Source organism: Streptomyces sp. NPDC001717 (genome assembly GCF_042892775.1).
Classification (GTDB): domain Bacteria; phylum Actinomycetota; class Actinomycetes; order Streptomycetales; family Streptomycetaceae; genus Streptomyces.
On record NZ_JBIAUK010000014.1, the window covers coordinates 68841 to 88324 of the forward strand.

The following is a 19484-nucleotide window of genomic DNA, read 5'->3' on the forward strand; positions in this document are numbered from 1 at the left end:
CACCGCACCTGGTGGCGCGACGAGAACGCTTCCCGAGGGAGAGATCACCTTGTCCGGTATCACGCACGCACCCGTCGTCTCGATCGCCTACCACTCGGGTTACGGCCACACCGCGGTCGTGGCCGAGGCCGTGCGCAGCGGCGCCGCCGAGGCCGGCGCCACCGTCCACCTGATCAAGGTGGACGAGATCGACGACGCCCAGTGGGAGCTGCTCGACGCGTCCGACGCGATCGTGTTCGGCTCGCCGACCTACATGGGCACCGCCTCCGGCGCCTTCCACGTCTTCGCCGAGGCGACCTCGAAGCGCTGGTTCGGCGACGCCTGGCAGGACAAGGTGGCCGCGGGCTTCACCAACTCCGCCTCCAAGAGCGGCGACAAGCTGCACACCCTGCAGTTCTTCCAGATCCTCGCCGCGCAGCACGGCATGAGCTGGGTCAACCTGGGTCTGAAGCCGGGCTGGAACTCCAGCACCGCCTCCGAGAACGACCTCAACCGCCTCGGCGTCTTCGCCGGTGCCGCCGCGCAGACCAACTCGGACGAGGGCCCGGAGGCCGTGCACAAGGCCGACATCGCCACGGCCGAGCACCTCGGTCGCCGCGTCGCCGAGCACGCCCGCGTCGTGGTGGCGGGTCGCGCGGCCCTCGCCGCGCTCTGATCGGGCGACGGGGCCCGGCCGGGAGGTTCCGGCCGGGGGGTCCTGGCTAGAAGCCGAAGTCCTGGGTCCACCAGGGGCCGCCGTCGGCGAAGTACGCGCCGACACCCAGGGTGCGGAACTCGCAGTTCAGGATGTTCGCCTTGTGGCCGGGGCTGTTCATCCAGGCCTTCATCACGGACTCGGCGTCGCCCTGGCCACGGGCTATGTTCTCGCCGCCGAGGCCTCCGATGCCCGCCTTGGCGGCGCGGTCCCAGGGGCTGAGCCCGTCGGGGTCGGTGTGGTCGAAGAAGGCGCGGGTGGCCATGTCCTTGCTGAAGGCCTCCGCGAGCGTCGCCAGCGGCGGGTTGGCCCGGACCGGGCCGCATCCCGCCATGGCGCGCTCCTGGTTCACCAGCAGCAGTACGGCGGCCTCCTCGGCGGAGCGGTCGTCCGTCGTGGTGGTGGGCGCCGGGGCCGGGGCGGTGGTCGTCAGCGGGGCCTTGGTCGCGGGCACCGGCTCGGAGGCCGGCTCGGCGGCGGGCTTGGTGGAAGGCGCGACGGCCGGCTTGCCGGCAGGTGCGGTACTCGGTGCGGTGCTCGGTGTGGCGCTGGGCGAGGGGGTCGCCGAAGGGCTCGGGCTCGTGGAGGGCGAGACCGACGGCGAGACCGACGGGCTCTGGGCGGGGGACGGGCCGTGGGTCTGCGAGCCGCGGCCGGGCAGCTGGGCGAGGCCGCCCAGTGGCTGGACCGCGCGGTCGGGGCTCGGCGAGGCCTTCGCCGCCGCCTCCGTCCTGCCGGCGTCCCCCGAGGCGCTGACGCCCACGTACGGGAAGGAACCGCCGACCGGCACCATGCCGGTCGTGACGGCGGCCGTGCCCAGGGTCACCGCCACCGCCACACCCAGCAGGCCGGTGCGCAGGGCGGTGCGGCGCGCACCACCGGGGCGCGGTGCGGAGGGGAGAGCGTGGCGTCCCATCGGCGTCGGCCTTCCTTGTAAGATCACGATCGGTGTTTGCTCGCCCGAACGGGTGAGCTCATTGGTGCGCGACTGTACGCCATGGGACAAGGGGGGCGATGTGCTCCAAAATCGTTTGCCCGGTTAGCGTTCACGCATGAATGAAGATGTCCGCCTGATCGCCTGGGTGCGCGGCCGTGTACAGGGAGTGGGCTTCCGCTGGTTCACCAGGGAGAACGCTCTGGGGATCGGAGGGCTCGTCGGCTTCGCGCTCAACCTCGACGACGGGCGAGTGCAGGTGGTGGCCGAGGGTCAACGTGAGAATTGCCACCGGCTCCTCGACTGGATGCGCTCCGCCGACACGCCCGGGCAGGTGGACGGAGTGACAGAGATCTGGGGCACACCGCGCGGTGGCTACGACGGATTCGCGATCCGTTGAACGATCGACTGATCATGTACTGATCACACCTGCGGAGCGACTGCATACGGTCGGAACTGCACGTTCCTTGCCGAGACGTTGCCGGAGCCCGCGATCCGTGGAAGGCTCGGAGACGAGGATGATCTCCAAGCCCCTTGTGCGGGCCGGGCCGCCCGCCGATACGGGGCGTGATCGTGTTGACCGTCAAACTTTTTGGTGAGACGCTGGAAGCCCCGCGCACCTGAGCTGTTTGGCAGGTTGGCAGTAAAAAGCGCAGTGACTGTCAGTCGCAGTCGGACATCCGCGGGTGCGATTCCCTCACGACCCACACCGCTTCGGTCGGTCACTCAGTGTGGAGGACCATCCATCATGGCAAAGGCGCTTCTCGGTTACGTCGGCGGTTCCGACCCGCGACTCCTCGCCGAGATGCGACGGCTTCAGCAGCGCGTCCAGGACCTCGAGTCCGAGCTCGTACGGATTCAGTCCGAAAATGACGCGTTGAACGCGGCCGCCGCCCAGCACGACGGAGATTCGCTGCTGGACCGCATCGACATCGACGTACCCCAGGCGGAGCCTGCGCTCACCTGATCCGCGCTACTCGTCGCTCGAAGTCGCTCGACCGACTTCGAGCCCGGCATGATCTGCAAGGGACGCTCCGGCGTCCCTTCTTTCTTTCGACACCGCGCCGCGAGGCGTCCGGCCGATCCGGACCATTCCTTTAACGTCGGTTGTGCCCTGCACCTTCATGGGTGAAACGGAACGCGAAAGGTAGAGTCCGGCGGCGTGCACCTCAAGTCCCTGACCCTGCGTGGCTTCAAATCGTTTGCTTCCGCCACGACCCTGCGCTTCGAACCCGGCATCACGTGCGTCGTGGGTCCGAACGGCTCGGGCAAGTCCAATGTGGTGGACGCGCTGTCCTGGGTCATGGGCGAACAAGGGGCCAAGTCCCTGCGCGGCGGGAAGATGGAAGACGTCATCTTCGCCGGGACCACCGGCCGGCCGCCCCTCGGGCGTGCCGAGGTGTCGCTGACCATCGACAACTCCGACGGCGCGCTGCCCATCGACTACGCCGAAGTCACCATCACCCGGATCATGTTCCGCGGCGGCAGCAGCGAGTACCAGATCAACGGTGACACCTGCCGCCTGCTCGACATCCAGGAGCTGCTCTCCGACTCCGGCATCGGCCGCGAGATGCACGTCATCGTCGGCCAGGGGCAGCTGGACTCCGTACTGCACGCCGACCCCATGGGACGCCGCGCCTTCATCGAGGAGGCGGCCGGAGTCCTCAAGCACCGCAAGCGCAAGGAGAAGGCGCTGCGGAAACTGGACGCGATGCAGGCCAACCTCGCGCGCGTGCAGGACCTCGGCGACGAGCTGCGGCGGCAGCTCAAGCCCCTGGGGCGGCAGGCCGCCGTGGCCCGGCGGGCGGCCGTGATCCAGGCCGACCTGCGCGACGCCAGGCTGCGGCTGCTCGCCGACGACCTGGTCACGCTGCGGCGGGCGCTCGACGAGGAGCTCGCGGACGAGGCGGCCCTGAAGGAGCGCAAGGAGGCCGCCGAGGCGCAGCTCGCGGACGCGCTGCGCCGGGAGGCCGAACTGGAGGCGGCCGTACGGGAGCTGGCCCCGCGGCTCCAGCGGGCCCAGCAGACCTGGTACGAGCTGTCCCAACTGGCCGAGCGGGTCCGGGGGACCGCGTCCCTGGCCGACGCGCGGGTCAAGAGCGCGACGGCTCCGGCCGAGGAGGAGCGGCGCGGCCGGGACCCGGAGGACATGCGGCGGGAAGCCGCGCGGATCCGCGAGCAGGAGGCGGAACTGACGGCGGCTCTGGAAGCGGCCTCGCGTGCGCTGGAGGACACCGCCGAGCACCGGGGCGAGCTGGAACGCGCCCTGGCCGACGAGGAACGCCGGCTGCGGGACGCGGCCCGGGCCATCGCGGACCGGCGCGAGGGGCTGGCCCGTCTGACGGGGCGGCTCGGAGCCGCGCGCTCCCGGGCGGGGGCGGCGCAGTCCGAGATCGACCGGCTGGTCGCGGCGCGCGACGAGGCGGAGCGCCGGGCGGCCGCCGCGCAGGCGGAGTACGAGGCCCTGGCGGAGGAGGTCGGCGGGCTCGACGAACCCTCGCTGGACGCCGAGCACGAGGGGGCCCGGGCGGAACTGACGGCCGCCGAGGCGGGGCTGTCGGCGGCGCGGGACGCCCTGTCCGAGGCGGAACGTTCGCGGGCCGCGGTCTCGGCGCGGCGGGACGCGCTGGCGCTGGGGCTGCGCCGCAAGGACGGTACGGGCGCGCTGCTCGCGGCGCGCGAGCGGCTGGCGGGGGTGCTGGGACCGGTGGCCGAGCGGCTCTCGGTGGCCCCGGGCCACGAAGTCGCGGTGGCCGCCGCGCTGGGCTCGGCGGCGGATGCGTTGGCGGTGGCCTCGCCGGGGGCGGCGGCCGAGGCCATCCGGCACCTCCGCGAGGCGGACGCGGGCCGCGCCACCCTCCTGATCACCCCACCTGCCCCGGCCCCGGCCCGGTCCGGCCCCTCCGCGGTGGCCGCGCCCGCCCTTCCGGGCCGGCCCGTGCCCGCCGCGCCCGCTCTTCCCGGTCAGTCCGGTTCCTCTCCGGCCGCCGCCGAGGTGTCCCTCCCGGGGCGGGGTTCGGGCCCGGGCCTGCCGCCGGCCGGGGGTGAGGAGGAGGGTTCTTTCCCCCACCCCGCCCCTTCCCGTAACCGGGCTCTGCCCGGACCCGCGCCTCAAACGCCGGCGGGGCTGGATCAGCGGGACCGGGCGCTGCCCGGACCCGCATCCGAATCGCTGTCCGGGGCCGAGGCTCACGCTGCCGGACACCACTCAGCCCCTCCGGCGTTTGAGGAGCGGGGTCCGGGGCGGAGCCCCGGCGGCGGAGCCGTGCCCCTGGCCGCGCCACGTCCCGGCGGCGGAGCCGTGCACTTGGCCGTGCCGGGCCCCGGTGGAGGTGTCGAGGGTGCGGTCGCGGTGGCGGGCGTGGCCGCCGCGGAGTTGATCCGGGGGGATGCCGAAGTGCGGCGGGCCGTCGGGTGGGTCCTGCGGGACCACGTCGTCGTCGGCACGCTCGACGACGCCGAGGCCCTCCTCGCCCGCCGCCCCGACGCGGTGGCCGTGACCGCGGACGGCGACGTACTCGGCGCGCACCTCGCCCACGGCGGCTCCGCGGGCGCGCCCACCCTCATCGAGGTGCAGGCCGCCGTCGACGAGGCCGCCCAGGAGCTGGCCCGGCTGGACACGCGGTGCGGGGAGCTCGCCGAGGCCCGCGAGGCCGCCCAGGCGCGCCGCCGGGACGCGGCCGCCCTCGTGGAGGAGCTCGCCCAGCGGCGGCGGGCAGCCGAACAGGCCCGCGCCGGGGTCGCGCAGCAGCTCGGACGGCTCGCCGGACAGGCGAAGGGCGCCGCGGGCGAAGCCGAACGCGCCACCACCGCCGCCGCGAAGGCGCAGGACGCGCTGGAGCAGGCGCTCGCCGAGGTGGAGGAGTGCGCCGAACGGCTGGCCACGGCAGAGGAGATCCCCGTAGAGGAAGAGCCGGACACCTCCCGGCGGGACCGGCTCGCCGCCGACGGGGCCAACGCCCGGCAGACCGAGATGGAGGCCCGACTCCAGCTCAGGACCCATGAGGAGCGGGTCAAGGGGCTGGCCGGCCGGGCCGATTCGCTCGACCGTGCCGCCAGGGCCGAGGAGGAGGCCCGGGCGCGCGCCGAGCGGCGGCGCGCACGCCTGGCGTACGAGGCACGGGTGGCCCGGGCCGTGGCCGACGGCTCCCGGCAACTCCTCGCCCACGTGGAGGTGTCGCTGCGCCGGGCCGAGGAGGAGCGGACCGCGGCCGAGCACGCCAAGGGCGTGCGGGAGCGGGAGTTGGCCGACGCCCGCAATCACGGCCGCGACCTCAAGGGCGAGCTCGACAAGCTCACCGACTCCGTGCACCGCGGCGAGGTGCTCGGCGCCGAGAAGCGGCTGCGCATCGAGGCGCTGGAGGGCAGGGCGCTGGAGGAGTTCGGCATCGACACCGCCGGGCTCGTCGCCGAGTACGGGCCGGACCAGCCGGTGCCGCCCTCCCCGCCGGCCGACGGCGAGGAGCTGCCGGAGGACCCGGAGCACCCCCGCAACCGGCCCGGCCCCTTCGTACGGGCGCAGCAGGAGAAGCGGCTCAAGGCCGCCGAGCGCGCCTACCAGCAGCTGGGCAAGGTCAACCCGCTGGCCCTGGAGGAGTTCGCCGCGCTGGAGGAGCGACACCAGTTCCTCAGCACTCAGCTGGAGGACCTGCGCAAGACCCGGGCCGACCTCCTTCAAGTGGTGAAGGAGGTCGACGCGCGGGTCGAACAGGTGTTCACCGAGGCGTACCACGACACGGCCCGGGAGTTCGAGGGGGTCTTCTCGCGGCTGTTCCCCGGTGGCGAGGGCCGGCTGATCCTCACGGACCCCGACAACATGCTGGCCACGGGGGTCGACGTGGAGGCCCGTCCGCCGGGCAAGAAGGTCAAGCGGCTGTCGCTGCTCTCGGGCGGCGAGCGCTCGCTGACGGCCGTCGCCCTGTTGGTATCCATCTTCAAGGCGCGGCCCAGCCCGTTCTACGTGATGGACGAGGTGGAGGCCGCCCTGGACGACACCAATCTGCAGCGGCTGATCCGGATCATGGAGGAGCTCCAGGAGAGCTCACAGCTGATCGTGATCACCCATCAGAAGCGGACGATGGAGGTCGCGGACGCGCTCTACGGCGTCTCGATGCAGGGCGACGGGGTCTCCAAGGTCATCAGTCAGCGGCTCCGCTGAGAGCTTGATCTTTCAAGAAATGAACTTCGAGTTGGCGAGATAACGTCCACGCGCGCCAGGCCCCGGGTATTGACTTCAGAAATTGAACACATAAGCTCGCTCCGCTGTCTCCCGCCTTCGGGTGGTGCTCGATCTTGAACTGTGCGCCACTAGGAGAACGGACAAAACCCCCACGGAGCACACCTTGACCAGCACAGCGCAGGAACCGACGCCGGGCGGATCGGCCGCGCCACGGCCCGAGCACCTCGGCCGCGTCATCTTCATCGCCGCCGCCGCGGCCATGGGCGGTTTCCTCTTCGGCTACGACAGCTCCGTCATCAACGGCGCCGTCGTCGCCATCAGGGAACGCTTCGACGTCGGCTCCGAGGCGCTCGCCCAGGTGATCGCCGCCGCGCTGATCGGCTGCGCGCTCGGCGCCGCCACGGCCGGCCGTATCGCCGACCGGATCGGCCGTATCCGCTGCATGCAGATCGCCGCCGTCCTCTTCACCGCGAGCGCCATCGGCTCGGCCCTCCCGTTCGCCCTCTGGGACCTCGCCCTGTGGCGCGTGATCGGCGGCTTCGGCATCGGCATGGCCTCCGTCATCGGGCCCGCCTACATCGCCGAGGTGTCCCCGCCCGCCTACCGGGGCCGGCTCGCCTCCTTCCAGCAGGCCGCCATCGTCATCGGCATCGCCGTCTCCCAGCTCGTCAACTGGGGCATCCTCAACCTCGCCGGCGGCGACCAGCGCGGCGACATCGCCGGCCTGGAGGCCTGGCAGTGGATGCTCGGGGTGATGGTCGTCCCGGCCGTCGTCTACGGCCTGCTGTCCTTCGTCATCCCCGAATCCCCGCGCTACCTCGTCTCCGTCGGCCGCAACACCGAGGCCCGGAAGGTGCTCGCCGAGGTGGAGGGCAAGCGCGTCGACCTCGACGGGCGCATCGCCGAGATCGAGCACGCCATGCGGTCCGAGCAGAAGTCCACCTTCAAGGACCTGCTCGGCGGCCGGTTCGGCTTCCTGCCCATCGTCTGGGTCGGCATCGGCCTGTCCGTCTTCCAGCAGCTCGTCGGCATCAACGTGATCTTCTACTACAGCTCCCTGCTGTGGCAGTCCGTCGGCATCGACCCGAGCCAGTCGTTCCTGTACTCCTTCGAGACCTCCGTCGTGAACATCATCGGCACGGTCATCGCCATGGCGCTCGTGGACCGCATCGGCCGCAAGCCGCTGGCCCTCATCGGCTCGGCCGGCATGGCGATCTCGCTGGGCCTGGCCGCCTGGGCGTTCTCGTTCAAGTCCGGCACCGGCGACGACATCTCCCTGCCGCACGCGCAGGGCATCGTGGCCCTGGTCGCCGCGAACTGCTTCGTCCTCTTCTTCGCCCTGTCCTGGGGCGTGGTGGTCTGGGTGCTCCTCGGCGAGATGTTCCCGGGCCACATCCGCGCCGCGGCCCTCGGCGTCGCGGCCGCCGCCCAGTGGATCGCCAACTGGGTCATCACGGTCTCGTTCCCGACGCTGTCGGACTGGAACCTGTCCGGCGCCTACATGATCTACACCGGCTTCGCCCTGCTCTCGATCCCCTTCATCCTCAAATGGGTGCCGGAGACCAAGGGCAAGGCGCTGGAGGAGATGGGGTAACCATCCCCCGCCAACGCCCCTTCTCCTCGATACTGCCCCGGCTCAGTCCTTGAGCCGGGGCAGTACCTGTTCGCACAGCAGGTGCAGGCTGCGCCAGCCCTCGTCGATCGGCATCCCGCCGCACAGCGGGTGCAGCACCAGGTTCCCGGCCTCGCCGGCCGTCCGGGCGTAGGAGACCGCCTCGTCCGGGGTGAGGATCCGGTACACGCCCTCCGCCCGCAGCTCCGCCACCGAGCGCGCGCCCGACCGTACGGCGCTGCGGATGTCCTTGGACTGCCAGGAGGCGTACATGCCCGCCTCGTGCAGGAAGCGTTCGCCGTGTTCGGCCCAGGCCCGGTCCGGGTCCTCCGCGATGTGCAGCAGCGGGGTCTCGGCCGCGGGCATCATGCAGAAGCCCTCCGTGCCGTACTCGGCGAGCTTCGCGTTGTAGTACGCCTCCAGCTCCGGCAGGTGCGCGCTGGGGAAGAAGGGCAGCCCCAGCCGGGCCGCGCGCCGCGCCGCCGCCTCGGAGCTCCCGCCGACCAACAGCATCGGGTGCGGCTGGGTGAACGGCCTCGGGGTCACCCGGACCGTGCGGCCGCGGAACTCGAAGGGCTCGCCGGTCCACGCCTTCAGCAGGGTCTCCAACAGCTCGTCCTGGAGCTTCCCGCGCCGGCCCCACTCCACGCCGTGCTGCTCGTACTCCTCGGGCCGGTAGCCGATGCCCGCGACCGTGACCAGACGGCCGCCGCTCAGCAGGTCCAGCACGGCGATGTCCTCGGCCACCTTCAGCGGGTCGTACAGCGGCCCGATGATCGCCGAGACGGTGACGGCGATCCGGCGGGTGGCTCCGAACACCGCGCCCGCGAAGGCGAAGGGGGAGGGCAGCCAGTTGTTGCCGGTGCCGTGGTGCTCCTCGGTCTGGATGGTGTCGATCCCGAGGTCGTCGGCGTACCGGGCCATCTCCAACGCCGCCTTGTAGCGGGCGGAGAGGGACTCCGGGGTGCCGTTCGGGTCGACGAGATTGAACCGGGCCACGGTGATGGGCATGGAGAAGTCCCCCTTCGCCGGATGTGGGTGGGCGGGCGAAGGGGGACGTTAGCTGACGTGGCGTCAGTTGGACAGGGATCCGGCGAGCTCCCGCTCCTCGGCGGGCGCCCGCCCGGCCGCGGCGGGGGTGCGCGGCAGCACGGCGTACAGCAGCCCCGACGTCAGGATCCCGACCGCCCAGCCGAGCCCGTTGCGCCCGACCCAGGTGCCCGCGAGGGGCCCGCCGAACCAGTCCACCTCGGTGAACAGCAGCCCCACGACCAGGGCCACGGCCCACGCGGTCATCGCCTGCCAGGCGAAACCGCCCTTGTACCAGTACGCGCTGCTCGGGGTGGTGTCCAGCAGCGCGCGGCCGTCGTACTCCCGGCGGCGCAGCATGTCCACGCCGAAGACGCCGATCCAGGCGGAGAAGGCCACGGCCAGCAGCGTCAGGAAGGAGATGAAGGAGCCGAAGAAGCCGGCCGCGACCACCATCAGGAGGAAACCGAACACCAGGCTGATGACGGCGTTGACGCTCACCGCCCAGGCGCGGGGCACCTTGATGCCGAGGGTCTGCGCGGTGAAGCCGGCCGAGTACATGGACATCGAGTTGATCAGCAGCATGCCGACGAGCGCGACGAGCAGGTACGGGACCGCGATCCAGGTCGGCAGCAGCGCGCCGATGAAAGAGACCGGGTCCTGCGCGGCGGCCAGTTCCGGGGTGCCGACCGCCATCACCGCGCCCATGAGCACCATGGGCAGGACGACGACGCCGGCGCCGCCGACCGTCGCGCCCACCACGCCCTTGGAGGAGGCCGTGCGCGGCAGGTAGCGGGTGAAGTCCGGGCCGGACGGGACCCAGCTGATTCCGCCGGCCGCGATGGTGCCGATGCCCGCGATCATCATCGCCGTGGAGCCCGCGGGCTTGGCGAAGACCGCGGCCCAGTCGGTGGTGGCCACCAGGTAGCCGAGCACGAGCACGCTGAAGGCCCCGAAGAGGTACGTCGACCACTTCGAGCAGACGCGCAGCGCGTTGATCCCGAGACCCGAGACGGCGAACGTGCAGCCGACGAAGAAGAGCAGGGTGACGACGATGAGGGGGGTGTTGCTCTTGATGCCGAAGAGCAGGTCGAGCACCGTCAGGACGGCGTAGGCGCCGCTGACCGCGTTGATGGTTTCCCAGCCCCATCGGGCCACCCAGATCAGGGCGCCCGGGAAGAGGTTGCCGCGCTGGCCGAACACGGCCCGGGAAAGCGCCATGCCGGGGGCGCCGCCGCGCTTCCCGGCGATGGAGATCAGGCCGACGATCCCGTAGGAGAGCACCGGCGCGGCGACCGCGACGACGAGGACCTGCCAGATGTTCAGCCCGTTGGAGATCACCAGCCCGGCGCCCATGGTCAGCAGCAGCACGCTGATGTTGGCGGCGACCCAGGTGGGTACGAGCTCGCGGACCCTGCCGCCGCGCTCGCCGTCCGGGATGGGTTCCAGGCCGCGCGTTTCCACCGCGCTCTCGGGTGCTCCGGTCGGGCCGTCGGCAGGCATACGTGCTCCGTGAAAGATGGGGGGGATTTGCCCATCATCATACGTTTGCCGTAGAACGCGGAAAAAGGGGCTTACGGCCCCGTGGGACTTCCGGAGGCGAGGCCCGCGAGCCCCACCTGCGGAAACGGGGTCGGGGCCGGGGTGTCACGCATACTGAACGCGTTATGGACATCCTCATCCTTGCCGTAGTCATCGCCCTGGTCGCGGTCGGCGCCATCAGCGGGCTCGTGGTCAGCAGCCGCAAGAAGAAGCAGCTGCCGCCCCCGGCGCCGCCGAGCACGCCGACCATCACTGCCCCGCCTGCCGAACCGCAGGTGGGGGAGGACGCCGTAGAGACGGCGGAAGAACCGCGTCGCACCATCGAGGAGGTCGTCCTCCCCGAGGCGGAGGCAGAGGCTCCCGCAGAGGTGCCGGTCGCGGAGCCGGAGATTCCGGTCACGCCCGTGATCGAGGTGCCCGAGCCCACCGCCGGCCGCCTCGTCCGGCTGCGCGCCCGGCTCGCCCGGTCGCAGAACTCCCTCGGGAAGGGCCTGCTCACGCTGCTCTCCCGAGAGCACCTCGACGAGGACACCTGGGAGGAGATCGAGGAGACCCTGCTCGTCGCCGACGTCGGCGTCGTCCCGACCCAGGAGCTCGTCGACAGGCTCCGCGAGCGGGTCAAGGTGCTCGGCACCCGCACCCCGGCGGACCTGCGCGCCCTGCTCAAGGAAGAGCTCCTGACCCTGGTCGGGACCGACTTCGACCGCGTCGTGAAGACGGAGAGCGGCGAGGACACCCCCGGCGTGATCATGGTCGTCGGCGTCAACGGCACCGGCAAGACCACCACCACCGGCAAGCTCGCCCGCGTACTGGTGGCCGACGGCCGCAGCGTGGTGCTCGGCGCGGCCGACACCTTCCGCGCGGCCGCCGCCGACCAGCTCCAGACCTGGGGCGACCGCGTCGGCGCGCGCACCGTACGCGGCCCCGAGGGCGGCGACCCGGCCTCGATCGCCTACGACGCGGTCAAGGAGGGCATCGCCGAGGGCGCCGACGTGGTGCTCATCGACACCGCCGGCCGGCTGCACACCAAGACCGGCCTCATGGACGAGCTCGGAAAGGTCAAGCGCGTCGTGGAGAAGCACGGCCCGCTGGACGAGGTCCTGCTGGTCCTGGACGCCACCACCGGCCAGAACGGCCTGACCCAGGCCCGGGTCTTCGCCGAGGTGGTGGACATCACCGGCATCGTGCTGACCAAGCTCGACGGCACCGCCAAGGGCGGCATCGTCGTGGCCGTCCAGCGAGAGCTGGGCGTCCCGGTCAAGCTCGTCGGCCTCGGCGAGGGCGCGGACGACCTGGCCCCCTTCGAGCCGGAGGCGTTCGTGGACGCCCTGATCGGCGACTGAGCACAACCCGTACGCACACCAGTGCCCCCGCGTCCCACCGGAACGCGGGGGCACTGCCGTAGGCGGCCGACGGGCCCTAGCCGCGGAAGCGGTGGCAGGTGTAGGCGAGGGTGCCCAGCAGGAGGCGGGCCTGGGGCGGGCCGCCGGCGTTGTCCAGCGCGGGGGGCCGCAGCCAGCCGACCTGGCCGAGCCCGGCCCGGTCCGACGGCGGCACCGTCACGAAGGCCCCCTCGCCCAGGGCCTTCAGGTCCAGGTCGGCGTCGTCCCATCCCATCCGGTACAGCAGCTGCGGCAGCTCGGCCGCCGCGCCCGGGGCCACGAAGAACTGGGCCCGGCCGTCCGGGGTCGAGACCACCGGGCCGAGCGGCAGGCCCATCCGCTCCAGCCGCACCAGCGCGCGCCGCCCCGCTTCCCCGGAGACCTCGATCACGTCGAAGGAGCGGCCCACCGGGAGCAGCACCGCCGCGCCCGGGTACTCGCTCCAGGCCTCGGTGACCTCGTCCAGCGTGGCCCCGGCCTTGACCGTGGGGGCGAAGGGCAGGGGATGCGCCCCGGGCGCGGCGCACCGCGCGTCCCCGCAGGAACAGTCGCGGGAGGGTGCCGCGGCGCGCGCGCCGGGAACGACGTCCCAGCCCCACAGTCCGGTGTACTCCGCCACCGCCGTGCACTCCGAGGTCCGGCCGCGGCGCCGGGCGCCCGAACGGAATTCCTTGGTGCCGCGGCTGCCGCCGATCGTGAAGCCCATGCCCATGCCCCCTCCAACGGGTCGGACGCGCCGGTGGTTACGAGGCCGGTGGGACCTGCTGCCGCGGGATGCCGCCCGCCGTCGCCCGGCGCACTCCTCGCCGCGCGCGCCCCGGGCGCACTCCAGTCCAACCGGACCGTTTTCACCTCGTGTCAAGTGAATCGCGCCTGGCCGGTGGCGAGTTCATTCGAAGGGGTGGCGAATGGTGGCGTTTCTGGAATCGACCTCGCCGCAGGGGTGATCGTAGGATTACTTTCGGTACACGAACCCCGAAGGCGGCCCCATCCGTGGGTATGCCGGAGGCAATCTGTGGAGGACCTGTGAAGGTCCGTGGTGACGCCCGGAGTCACGGCCAGGGTTTCGTGTGGAAGATGCTGAGCGGATGGGGGCGTTCCAGTGAGCGGCAACAGCGCAAGCGGAACGACGGACGACGCTGCCGCGCGCAACGAACAGCTGACGTCGTGGTTCGTCCGCAGCGGTTGGTCCAAGGGCGAGCTCGCCCGCCAGGTCAACCGCCGGGCCCGCCAGATGGGCGCCCACCACATCAGCACGGACACCTCCCGGGTGCGCCGCTGGCTCGACGGCGAACAGCCCCGCGAGCCCGTCCCGCGGATCCTCTCCGAGCTCTTCTCCGAGCGCTTCGGCTCCGTCGTCGCCATCGAGCAGCTCGGCCTGCGCACCGCCCACCAGACCCCCTCCGTCTCCGGGGTCGACCTGCCCTGGGCCGGCCCGCAGACCGTCGAACTGCTCGGCGAGTTCTCCCGCAGCGACCTGATGCTGGCCCGTCGCGGCTTCCTCGGGACCTCGCTGGCCCTCTCCGCCGGCCCCGCCCTCATCGAGCCCATGCAGCGCTGGCTCGTACCGGTCCCGGCCGCCGACCCGGGATCGCGGGAAGCGGGGCCGGCGGGCGGCCACCGCCCGCCCCGGCTCTCGGAACCGGAACTCGACCTGCTCGACGCGACCACCGTCATGTTCCGCCAGTGGGACGCCCAGTGCGGGGGCGGACTGCGCCGCAAGGCCGTCGTCGGCCAGCTCCACGAGGTCACCGACCTGCTCCAGGAGAACCACCCGGCGCCCGTCATGAAGCGGCTCTTCAAGGTCGCCGCGGAACTCGCCGAACTGGCCGGCTGGATGAGCTACGACATCGGCCTGCACCCCACGGCCCAGAAGTACTTCGTCCTCGCGCTGCACGCGGCGAAGGAGGCCGGGGACAAGCCGCTGGGCTCGTACATCCTCTCCGGCATGAGCCGCCAGATGATCCACCTGGGCCGCCCCGAGGACGCCCTGGAGCTCATCCACCTCGCCCAGTACGGCAGCCGCGACTGCGCCGGCCCGCGCACCCAGGCCATGCTGTATGCGATGGAGGCCCGCGCCTACGCCAACATGGGCCAGCCCAGCCGCTGCAAGCGGGCCGTGCGGATGGCCGAGGACACCTTCGGCGACGTCGGCTTCGGGGGCGGCGAGCCCGAACCCGACTGGATCCGCTTCTTCTCCGAGGCGGAGCTGAACGGCGAGAACTCCCACTCGTACCGTGATCTGGCCTACGTCGCCGGGCGCAGCCCCATGTACGCGTCCCTCGCCGAACCCGTCATGGAGCGGGCCGTCGAACTCTTCGAGAAGGACGAGGAGCACCAGCGCTCCTACGCCCTCAACCTCATCGGCATGGCCACCGTGCACCTGCTCCAGCGCGAGCCCGAGCAGGCCGCGGTCCTCGTCGACCGGGCCCTCGACGTGGCGGGAAAGGTACGGTCCGAACGGGTGAACACCCGGCTGCGCAAGACCGTCGACACCGCCGCGCGTGAATACGGGGACGTCGCCGAGATCGTCCGGCTCACCGACCACCTCGCCTCGCGCCTCCCCGAAGCCGCGGAGGCCGTCTGACGGCCCGAGCGGCCGCCCCCAAGGCACCGACCGCGGCAGTCACCCCGTGAAGCCCGATCAGGCTCCCCCAGCCAGGACGTCCGGGTACTGCCGCGGTCGGCTGTGTTTTGCGCCTGAACCGGCGCCGCTCTCGTGGAGGCGGTACCTCGCCGTCGTGGTCCCTCAATCGAAGGTCGCGGTGTTCATCGCTGCGTAACAGCACGGACGTCTTCGTCACGGGCGCGAAACATCGGGCGGCGCCGCCGGAAACCGGCCTGCGCGAATCTCATGGCCAATAACCGGCCAGTTCCCAACGCCGCCGCTCAGGTTTTCACGATCGCCCGCACGCGAACGTACCGACGACGAGGAGACGCCGATGGCATCAGCCATCACGACCCTCGCGGCAGACGCCCCCACGCTGTCTGCCGCGAACACCGGGTTCATGCTCATCTGCTCCGCCCTGGTCATGCTGATGACCCCGGGACTCGCCTTCTTCTACGGAGGCATGGTCCGCGTCAAGAGCAGCCTCAACATGCTGATGATGAGCTTCATCAGCCTCGGGATCGTCACGATCCTCTGGGTCCTCTACGGCTTCAGCCTCGCCTTCGGCACCGACTCCGGCTCCCTCATCGGCTGGAACTCCGACTACGTCGGCCTCAGCGGCATCGGGATCACCGAGCTGTGGGACGGCTACACCATCCCGGTCTACGTCTTCGCCGTCTTCCAGCTGATGTTCGCCGTGATCACCCCCGCCCTGATCAGCGGCGCCCTCGCCGACCGGGTGAAGTTCAGCGCCTGGGTCCTGTTCACGGCCCTGTGGGTCACCGTCGTGTACTTCCCCGTCGCCCACTGGGTGTGGGGCGCCGGCGGCTGGCTCTTCGAGCTCGGCGTCATCGACTTCGCGGGCGGCACCGCCGTCCACATCAACGCCGGTGCCGCCGCCCTCGGCGTGATCCTCGTCATCGGCAAGCGCGTCGGCTTCAAGAAGGACCCGATGCGCCCCCACAGCCTCCCGCTCGTGATGCTCGGCGCCGGTCTGCTCTGGTTCGGCTGGTTCGGCTTCAACGCCGGCTCCTGGCTCGGCAACGACGACGGCGTGGGCGCGGTCATGTTCGTCAACACCCAGGTCGCCACCGCCGCCGCCATGCTCGCCTGGCTCGGCTACGAGAAGCTGCGCCACGGCTCCTTCACCACCCTCGGCGCCGCCTCCGGCGCGGTCGCCGGCCTCGTCGCCATCACCCCCTCGGGCGGCTCCTGCTCCCCGCTCGGCGCGATCGCCATCGGCGCCATCGCCGGTCTGCTCTGCGCCATGGCCGTCGGCCTGAAGTACAAGTTCGGCTACGACGACTCCCTCGACGTGGTCGGCGTCCACCTCGTCGGCGGTGTCGTCGGCTCGCTCCTCGTCGGCTTCTTCGCCACCGGCGGGGTCCAGTCCGACGCGGCCGGCCTCTTCTACGGCGGCGGCCTCGAACAGCTCGGGAAGCAGGCCATCGGAGTCTTCTCCGTCCTCGCCTACTCTCTGGTGGCGTCCGCGCTGCTCGCCTTCCTCCTCGACAAGACCATCGGAATGCGGGTCACCGAGGACGACGAGGTCGTCGGCATCGACCAGATCGAACACGCCGAGACCGCCTACGACTTCAGCGGCGCGGGCGGCGGTGCGGCCTCGCGCAACACCCCCGCCGCCCCCACCCACTCCGCCGCGAGCAAGAAGGTTGACGCATGAAGCTGATCACCGCGATCGTCAAGCCGCACAAGCTGGACGAGATCAAGGAAGCCCTCCAGACCTTCGGGGTCCAGGGCCTCACCGTCACCGAGGCCAGCGGCTACGGCCGCCAGCGCGGCCACACCGAGGTCTACCGCGGCGCCGAGTACCAGGTCGACCTCGTGCCCAAGATCCGCATCGAGGTGCTGGTCGACGACTCCGACGCCGAGGAGCTGATCCGGGTCATCGTGAGCGCGGCCGCCACCGGCAAGATCGGCGACGGCAAGGTGTGGAGCGTCCCCGTGGACTCGGTCGTACGGGTCCGCACCGGCGAGCGCGGCGCGGACGCGCTGTAGGCGAAGGAGCTCCCGGGTGACGAGCGTCGAAGAACCCACGGACCACACGGCCGACTCGGGAGCCGGCGGATATGCCGCGGCCCGGCTGCGACTCCTCCAGGAGGAGTCGCGGTCCGGGCCTTCGCGGCGTTCCACGCTGGCCGGGCTGACCGACGAATGGCTGACCGCCCTGTTCACGACCGCCGCACGGGAGACGGGCGTCCGCGGCGCCGCCCTCGTGGCCGTCGGCGGCTACGGCAGGGCCGAACTCTCCCCGCGCAGCGACCTCGACCTGGTGCTGCTGCACGACGGCAAGACCGAACCGCGGGCACTGGGAGCCCTCGCCGACCGGCTCTGGTACCCCGTGTGGGACCTCGGCCTCGCCCTCGACCACTCCGTACGGACCCCCGCCGAGGCCCGCAAGACCGCAGCCGAGGACCTCAAGGTGCACCTCGGACTGCTCGACGCCCGCTCCGTCGCGGGCGACGCCGGGCTCCTCGCCGGACTGCGCACCTCCGTCCTGGCCGACTGGCGCAACCAGGCCGCCAAGCGGCTCCCGCAACTCCACTCCCTGTGCCGAGAGCGCGCCGAACGCTCGGGCGAGCTGCGCTTCCTCCTCGAACCCGACCTCAAGGAGGCCCGCGGCGGCCTGCGCGACATCACCGCGCTGCGGGCCGTCGCCGCCTCCTGGCTGGCCGACGCCCCGCGCGAAGGGCTCGCCCAGGCCCGCCGCAGGCTCCTCGACGCCCGCGACGCCCTCCACCTCGTCACGGGCCGCGCCACCGACCGGCTCTCCCTCCAGGAACAGGACCAGGTGGCAGCCCAACTCGGGCTGCTCGACGCCGACGCGCTGCTGCGCGAGGTGTACGAGGCCGCGCGCGTGGTCTCGTACGCGGGGGACGTGACCTGGCGCGAGGTCGGCCGGGTGCTGCGGGCGCGCTCCGCCCGCCCCAGGCTCCGCGGGCTGCTCGGCGGCAAGGGCGCCCCGGCCGCCGCGCGGGCACCGCTGGCCGACGGGGTCGTGGAGTCCGACGGCGAGGCCGTACTGGCACTCGCCGCGCGCCCCGACCGCGATCCGGTGCTGCCGCTCCGCTTCGCCGCGGCCGCCGCGCAGGCGGGCCTCCCCGTCTCGCCGCACGCCGTCCGGAGGCTCGCCGCGCAGGCGAAACCGCTCCCGGTGCCGTGGCCCGCCGAGGCCCGCGAGCAGCTGGTGACGCTGCTGGGCGCGGGGGAGCCGACCGTGGCCGTCTGGGAGGCACTGGAAGCGGAAGGCCTGATCGGGAGGCTGCTGCCCGACTGGGAGCGGGTGCGCTGCCGCCCCCAGCGCAACCCCGTCCACACCTGGACGGTGGACCGCCACCTCATCGAGACGGCGGTGCGCGCCTCGGCCCTCACCCGCCGGGTCGGCCGCCCCGACCTGCTCCTCATGGCCGCCCTCCTGCACGACATCGGCAAGGGCTGGCCCGGGGACCACTCGGTGGCCGGCGAGACGATCGCCCGCGACGTCGCCGCCCGGGTCGGCTTCGACGAGCGGGACACCGCCGTCCTGGGCACGCTCGTACGCCACCACCTGCTGCTGATCGACACCGCGACCCGGCGGGACCTGGACGATCCCGCGACCGTCCGCACGGTCGCCGAGGCCGTCGGATCGGTGGGCACGCTGGAGATACTGCACGCCCTCACGGAGGCCGACGCCCTCGCCACCGGCCCGGCCGCGTGGAGCGCCTGGCGCGGCTCCCTCGTGGCCGACCTCGTCGCCCGGGTCGCCGCCGTCCTGCGCGGCACCGCCCCGACGGCGGGGGAGCCGGAGATCCCGACCGCGGAACAGGAACGCCTCGCGGTGGAGGCCCTGCGCACGGGGGAGCCGGTGCTGGCGCTCCAGGCCCGGCACGAGGAGGACGTGGTCGGCGTGGAACTGGTCGTGGCCGTCCCCGACCAGCCGGGGGTCCTGCCCGCCGTCGCCGGGGTGCTGGCCCTGCACCGGCTCACGGTCCGGGCGGCCGACCTGCGCTCCACGGAGCTTCCGGACCGATTGGGCGAGGTCCTGGTGCTGCGGTGGCGGGTGTCGGCCGAGTACGGCGCGCTGCCGCAGGCGGCCCGGCTGCGGACCGACCTGGTCCGCGCGCTGGACGGCTCGCTGGACGTACCGGCGAAGCTGGCCGACCGCGAGGCGGCGTACCCGCGGCGGCGCGGGGTGGTGCCCCCGCCGCCCCGGGTCACCGTCGTCGCGGACGTCTCCTCGCTGGCCACCGTCCTGGAGGTGCGCGCACCGGACGCGGTGGGGCTGCTGCACCGGATCGGGCGCGCCCTGGAGTCCCGGGGGGTCCGGGTCCGCAGCGCGCACGTCTCGACGCTGGGCGCGAACGCGGTGGACACCCTGTACGTCACCACGCCCGAGGGCAAACCGCTGGACACGGAGGAGGCGGCGGCCCTGGCCGGGCTGGTGGAGGCGGCCCTGACGTAACGGGTGCGGGTGGGGCTCACGGGGCGCCGCTGCGCGGAGCGGTCC

14 protein-coding genes are annotated in these 19484 nt (G+C 72.3%); 10 read left to right on the forward strand and 4 right to left on the reverse strand.

The features are described from left to right. The first annotated feature begins 49 nt into the window (after window positions 1–49). On the forward strand, window positions 50–655 hold the full coding sequence (locus tag ACFYZL_RS22680) for a flavodoxin family protein (RefSeq protein WP_384594187.1): 606 nt from the start codon (window positions 50–52) through the stop codon (window positions 653–655). A 46-nt stretch (window positions 656–701) separates the two neighbouring features. Here the strand turns inward: ACFYZL_RS22680 and ACFYZL_RS22685 are convergent, their stop codons facing one another. Beyond that, entirely contained in the window at window positions 702–1610 is a 909-nt protein-coding gene (locus ACFYZL_RS22685) for a CAP domain-containing protein (protein ID WP_388681216.1), read from the reverse strand. Window positions 1611–1746: 136 nt separating this feature from the next. Here ACFYZL_RS22685 and ACFYZL_RS22690 point away from each other — a divergent pair, with 136 nt between their 5' ends. From ACFYZL_RS22690 to ACFYZL_RS22705, 4 genes are all read left to right on the forward strand, one after another. After that, window positions 1747–2028, forward strand: a complete 282-nt coding sequence (locus tag ACFYZL_RS22690; RefSeq protein ID WP_384745221.1) for an acylphosphatase — start codon at window positions 1747–1749, stop codon at window positions 2026–2028. Window positions 2029–2376: 348 nt separating this feature from the next. After that, on the forward strand, window positions 2377–2595 hold the full coding sequence (locus ACFYZL_RS22695) for a hypothetical protein (protein WP_030708500.1): 219 nt from the start codon (window positions 2377–2379) through the stop codon (window positions 2593–2595). Between the two features lie 195 nt (window positions 2596–2790). After that, complete coding sequence (locus tag ACFYZL_RS22700; RefSeq protein WP_388681219.1) at window positions 2791–6786, forward strand: AAA family ATPase; 3996 nt, start codon at window positions 2791–2793, stop codon at window positions 6784–6786. 184 nt (window positions 6787–6970) lie between these two features. Further along, a complete protein-coding gene (locus ACFYZL_RS22705; RefSeq protein ID WP_388681222.1) occupies window positions 6971–8401 on the forward strand; it encodes a sugar porter family MFS transporter in 1431 nt (476 codons plus the stop codon). A gap of 42 nt (window positions 8402–8443) precedes the next feature. On the opposite strand, the gene ACFYZL_RS22710 is transcribed toward ACFYZL_RS22705, so the two are convergent. Next, window positions 8444–9430, reverse strand: a complete 987-nt coding sequence (locus ACFYZL_RS22710; RefSeq protein WP_384745217.1) for an LLM class flavin-dependent oxidoreductase — start codon at window positions 9428–9430, stop codon at window positions 8444–8446. A 63-nt stretch (window positions 9431–9493) separates the two neighbouring features. Then, window positions 9494–10951: a purine-cytosine permease family protein gene (locus ACFYZL_RS22715; protein ID WP_384745215.1), complete on the reverse strand. Its 1458-nt coding sequence runs from the start codon at window positions 10949–10951 to the stop codon at window positions 9494–9496. Window positions 10952–11115: 164 nt separating this feature from the next. Here ACFYZL_RS22715 and ftsY point away from each other — a divergent pair, with 164 nt between their 5' ends. Then, a complete protein-coding gene (gene ftsY, locus ACFYZL_RS22720; RefSeq protein ID WP_384745213.1) occupies window positions 11116–12333 on the forward strand; it encodes a signal recognition particle-docking protein FtsY in 1218 nt (405 codons plus the stop codon). Between the two features lie 76 nt (window positions 12334–12409). Here ftsY and ACFYZL_RS22725 read toward each other — a convergent pair whose 3' ends face one another. Then, on the reverse strand, window positions 12410–13078 hold the full coding sequence (locus ACFYZL_RS22725) for a bifunctional DNA primase/polymerase (RefSeq protein WP_384580101.1): 669 nt from the start codon (window positions 13076–13078) through the stop codon (window positions 12410–12412). A 396-nt stretch (window positions 13079–13474) separates the two neighbouring features. Here ACFYZL_RS22725 and ACFYZL_RS22730 point away from each other — a divergent pair, with 396 nt between their 5' ends. The 4 genes from ACFYZL_RS22730 to ACFYZL_RS22745 all read left to right on the forward strand — a co-directional run bounded on the left by ACFYZL_RS22730 (window position 13475) and on the right by ACFYZL_RS22745 (window position 19439). Then, the gene (locus ACFYZL_RS22730; protein WP_384745211.1) at window positions 13475–14959 is read left to right on the forward strand and encodes a hypothetical protein; all 1485 of its coding nucleotides are present in this window, start codon (window positions 13475–13477) and stop codon (window positions 14957–14959) included. 355 nt (window positions 14960–15314) lie between these two features. Beyond that, window positions 15315–16661, forward strand: coding sequence for an ammonium transporter (locus ACFYZL_RS22735; RefSeq protein ID WP_384745209.1), 1347 nt, complete (start codon window positions 15315–15317; stop codon window positions 16659–16661). After that, window positions 16658–16996, forward strand: coding sequence for a P-II family nitrogen regulator (locus ACFYZL_RS22740; RefSeq protein WP_030708521.1), 339 nt, complete (start codon window positions 16658–16660; stop codon window positions 16994–16996). Before ACFYZL_RS22735 ends, ACFYZL_RS22740 begins: the two co-directional genes overlap by 4 nt. Before the next feature lie 16 nt (window positions 16997–17012). Then, complete coding sequence (locus ACFYZL_RS22745) at window positions 17013–19439, forward strand: [protein-PII] uridylyltransferase (protein ID WP_388681227.1); 2427 nt, start codon at window positions 17013–17015, stop codon at window positions 19437–19439. The last annotated feature ends 45 nt before the right edge of the window (window positions 19440–19484 follow it).

Coding starts and splice junctions, on each gene's coding strand:
- ACFYZL_RS22685 (WP_388681216.1), bottom strand. CDS start 1,610: ATGGGACGCCACGCTCTCCCCTCCGCACCGCGCCCCGGTGGTGCGCGC.
- ACFYZL_RS22690 (WP_384745221.1), top strand. CDS start 1,747: ATGAATGAAGATGTCCGCCTGATCGCCTGGGTGCGCGGCCGTGTACAG.
- ACFYZL_RS22695 (WP_030708500.1), top strand. CDS start 2,377: ATGGCAAAGGCGCTTCTCGGTTACGTCGGCGGTTCCGACCCGCGACTC.
- ACFYZL_RS22710 (WP_384745217.1), bottom strand. CDS start 9,430: ATGCCCATCACCGTGGCCCGGTTCAATCTCGTCGACCCGAACGGCACC.
- ACFYZL_RS22715 (WP_384745215.1), bottom strand. CDS start 10,951: ATGCCTGCCGACGGCCCGACCGGAGCACCCGAGAGCGCGGTGGAAACG.
- ftsY (WP_384745213.1), top strand. CDS start 11,116: ATGGACATCCTCATCCTTGCCGTAGTCATCGCCCTGGTCGCGGTCGGC.
- ACFYZL_RS22725 (WP_384580101.1), bottom strand. CDS start 13,078: ATGGGCTTCACGATCGGCGGCAGCCGCGGCACCAAGGAATTCCGTTCG.
- ACFYZL_RS22735 (WP_384745209.1), top strand. CDS start 15,315: ATGGCATCAGCCATCACGACCCTCGCGGCAGACGCCCCCACGCTGTCT.
- ACFYZL_RS22740 (WP_030708521.1), top strand. CDS start 16,658: ATGAAGCTGATCACCGCGATCGTCAAGCCGCACAAGCTGGACGAGATC.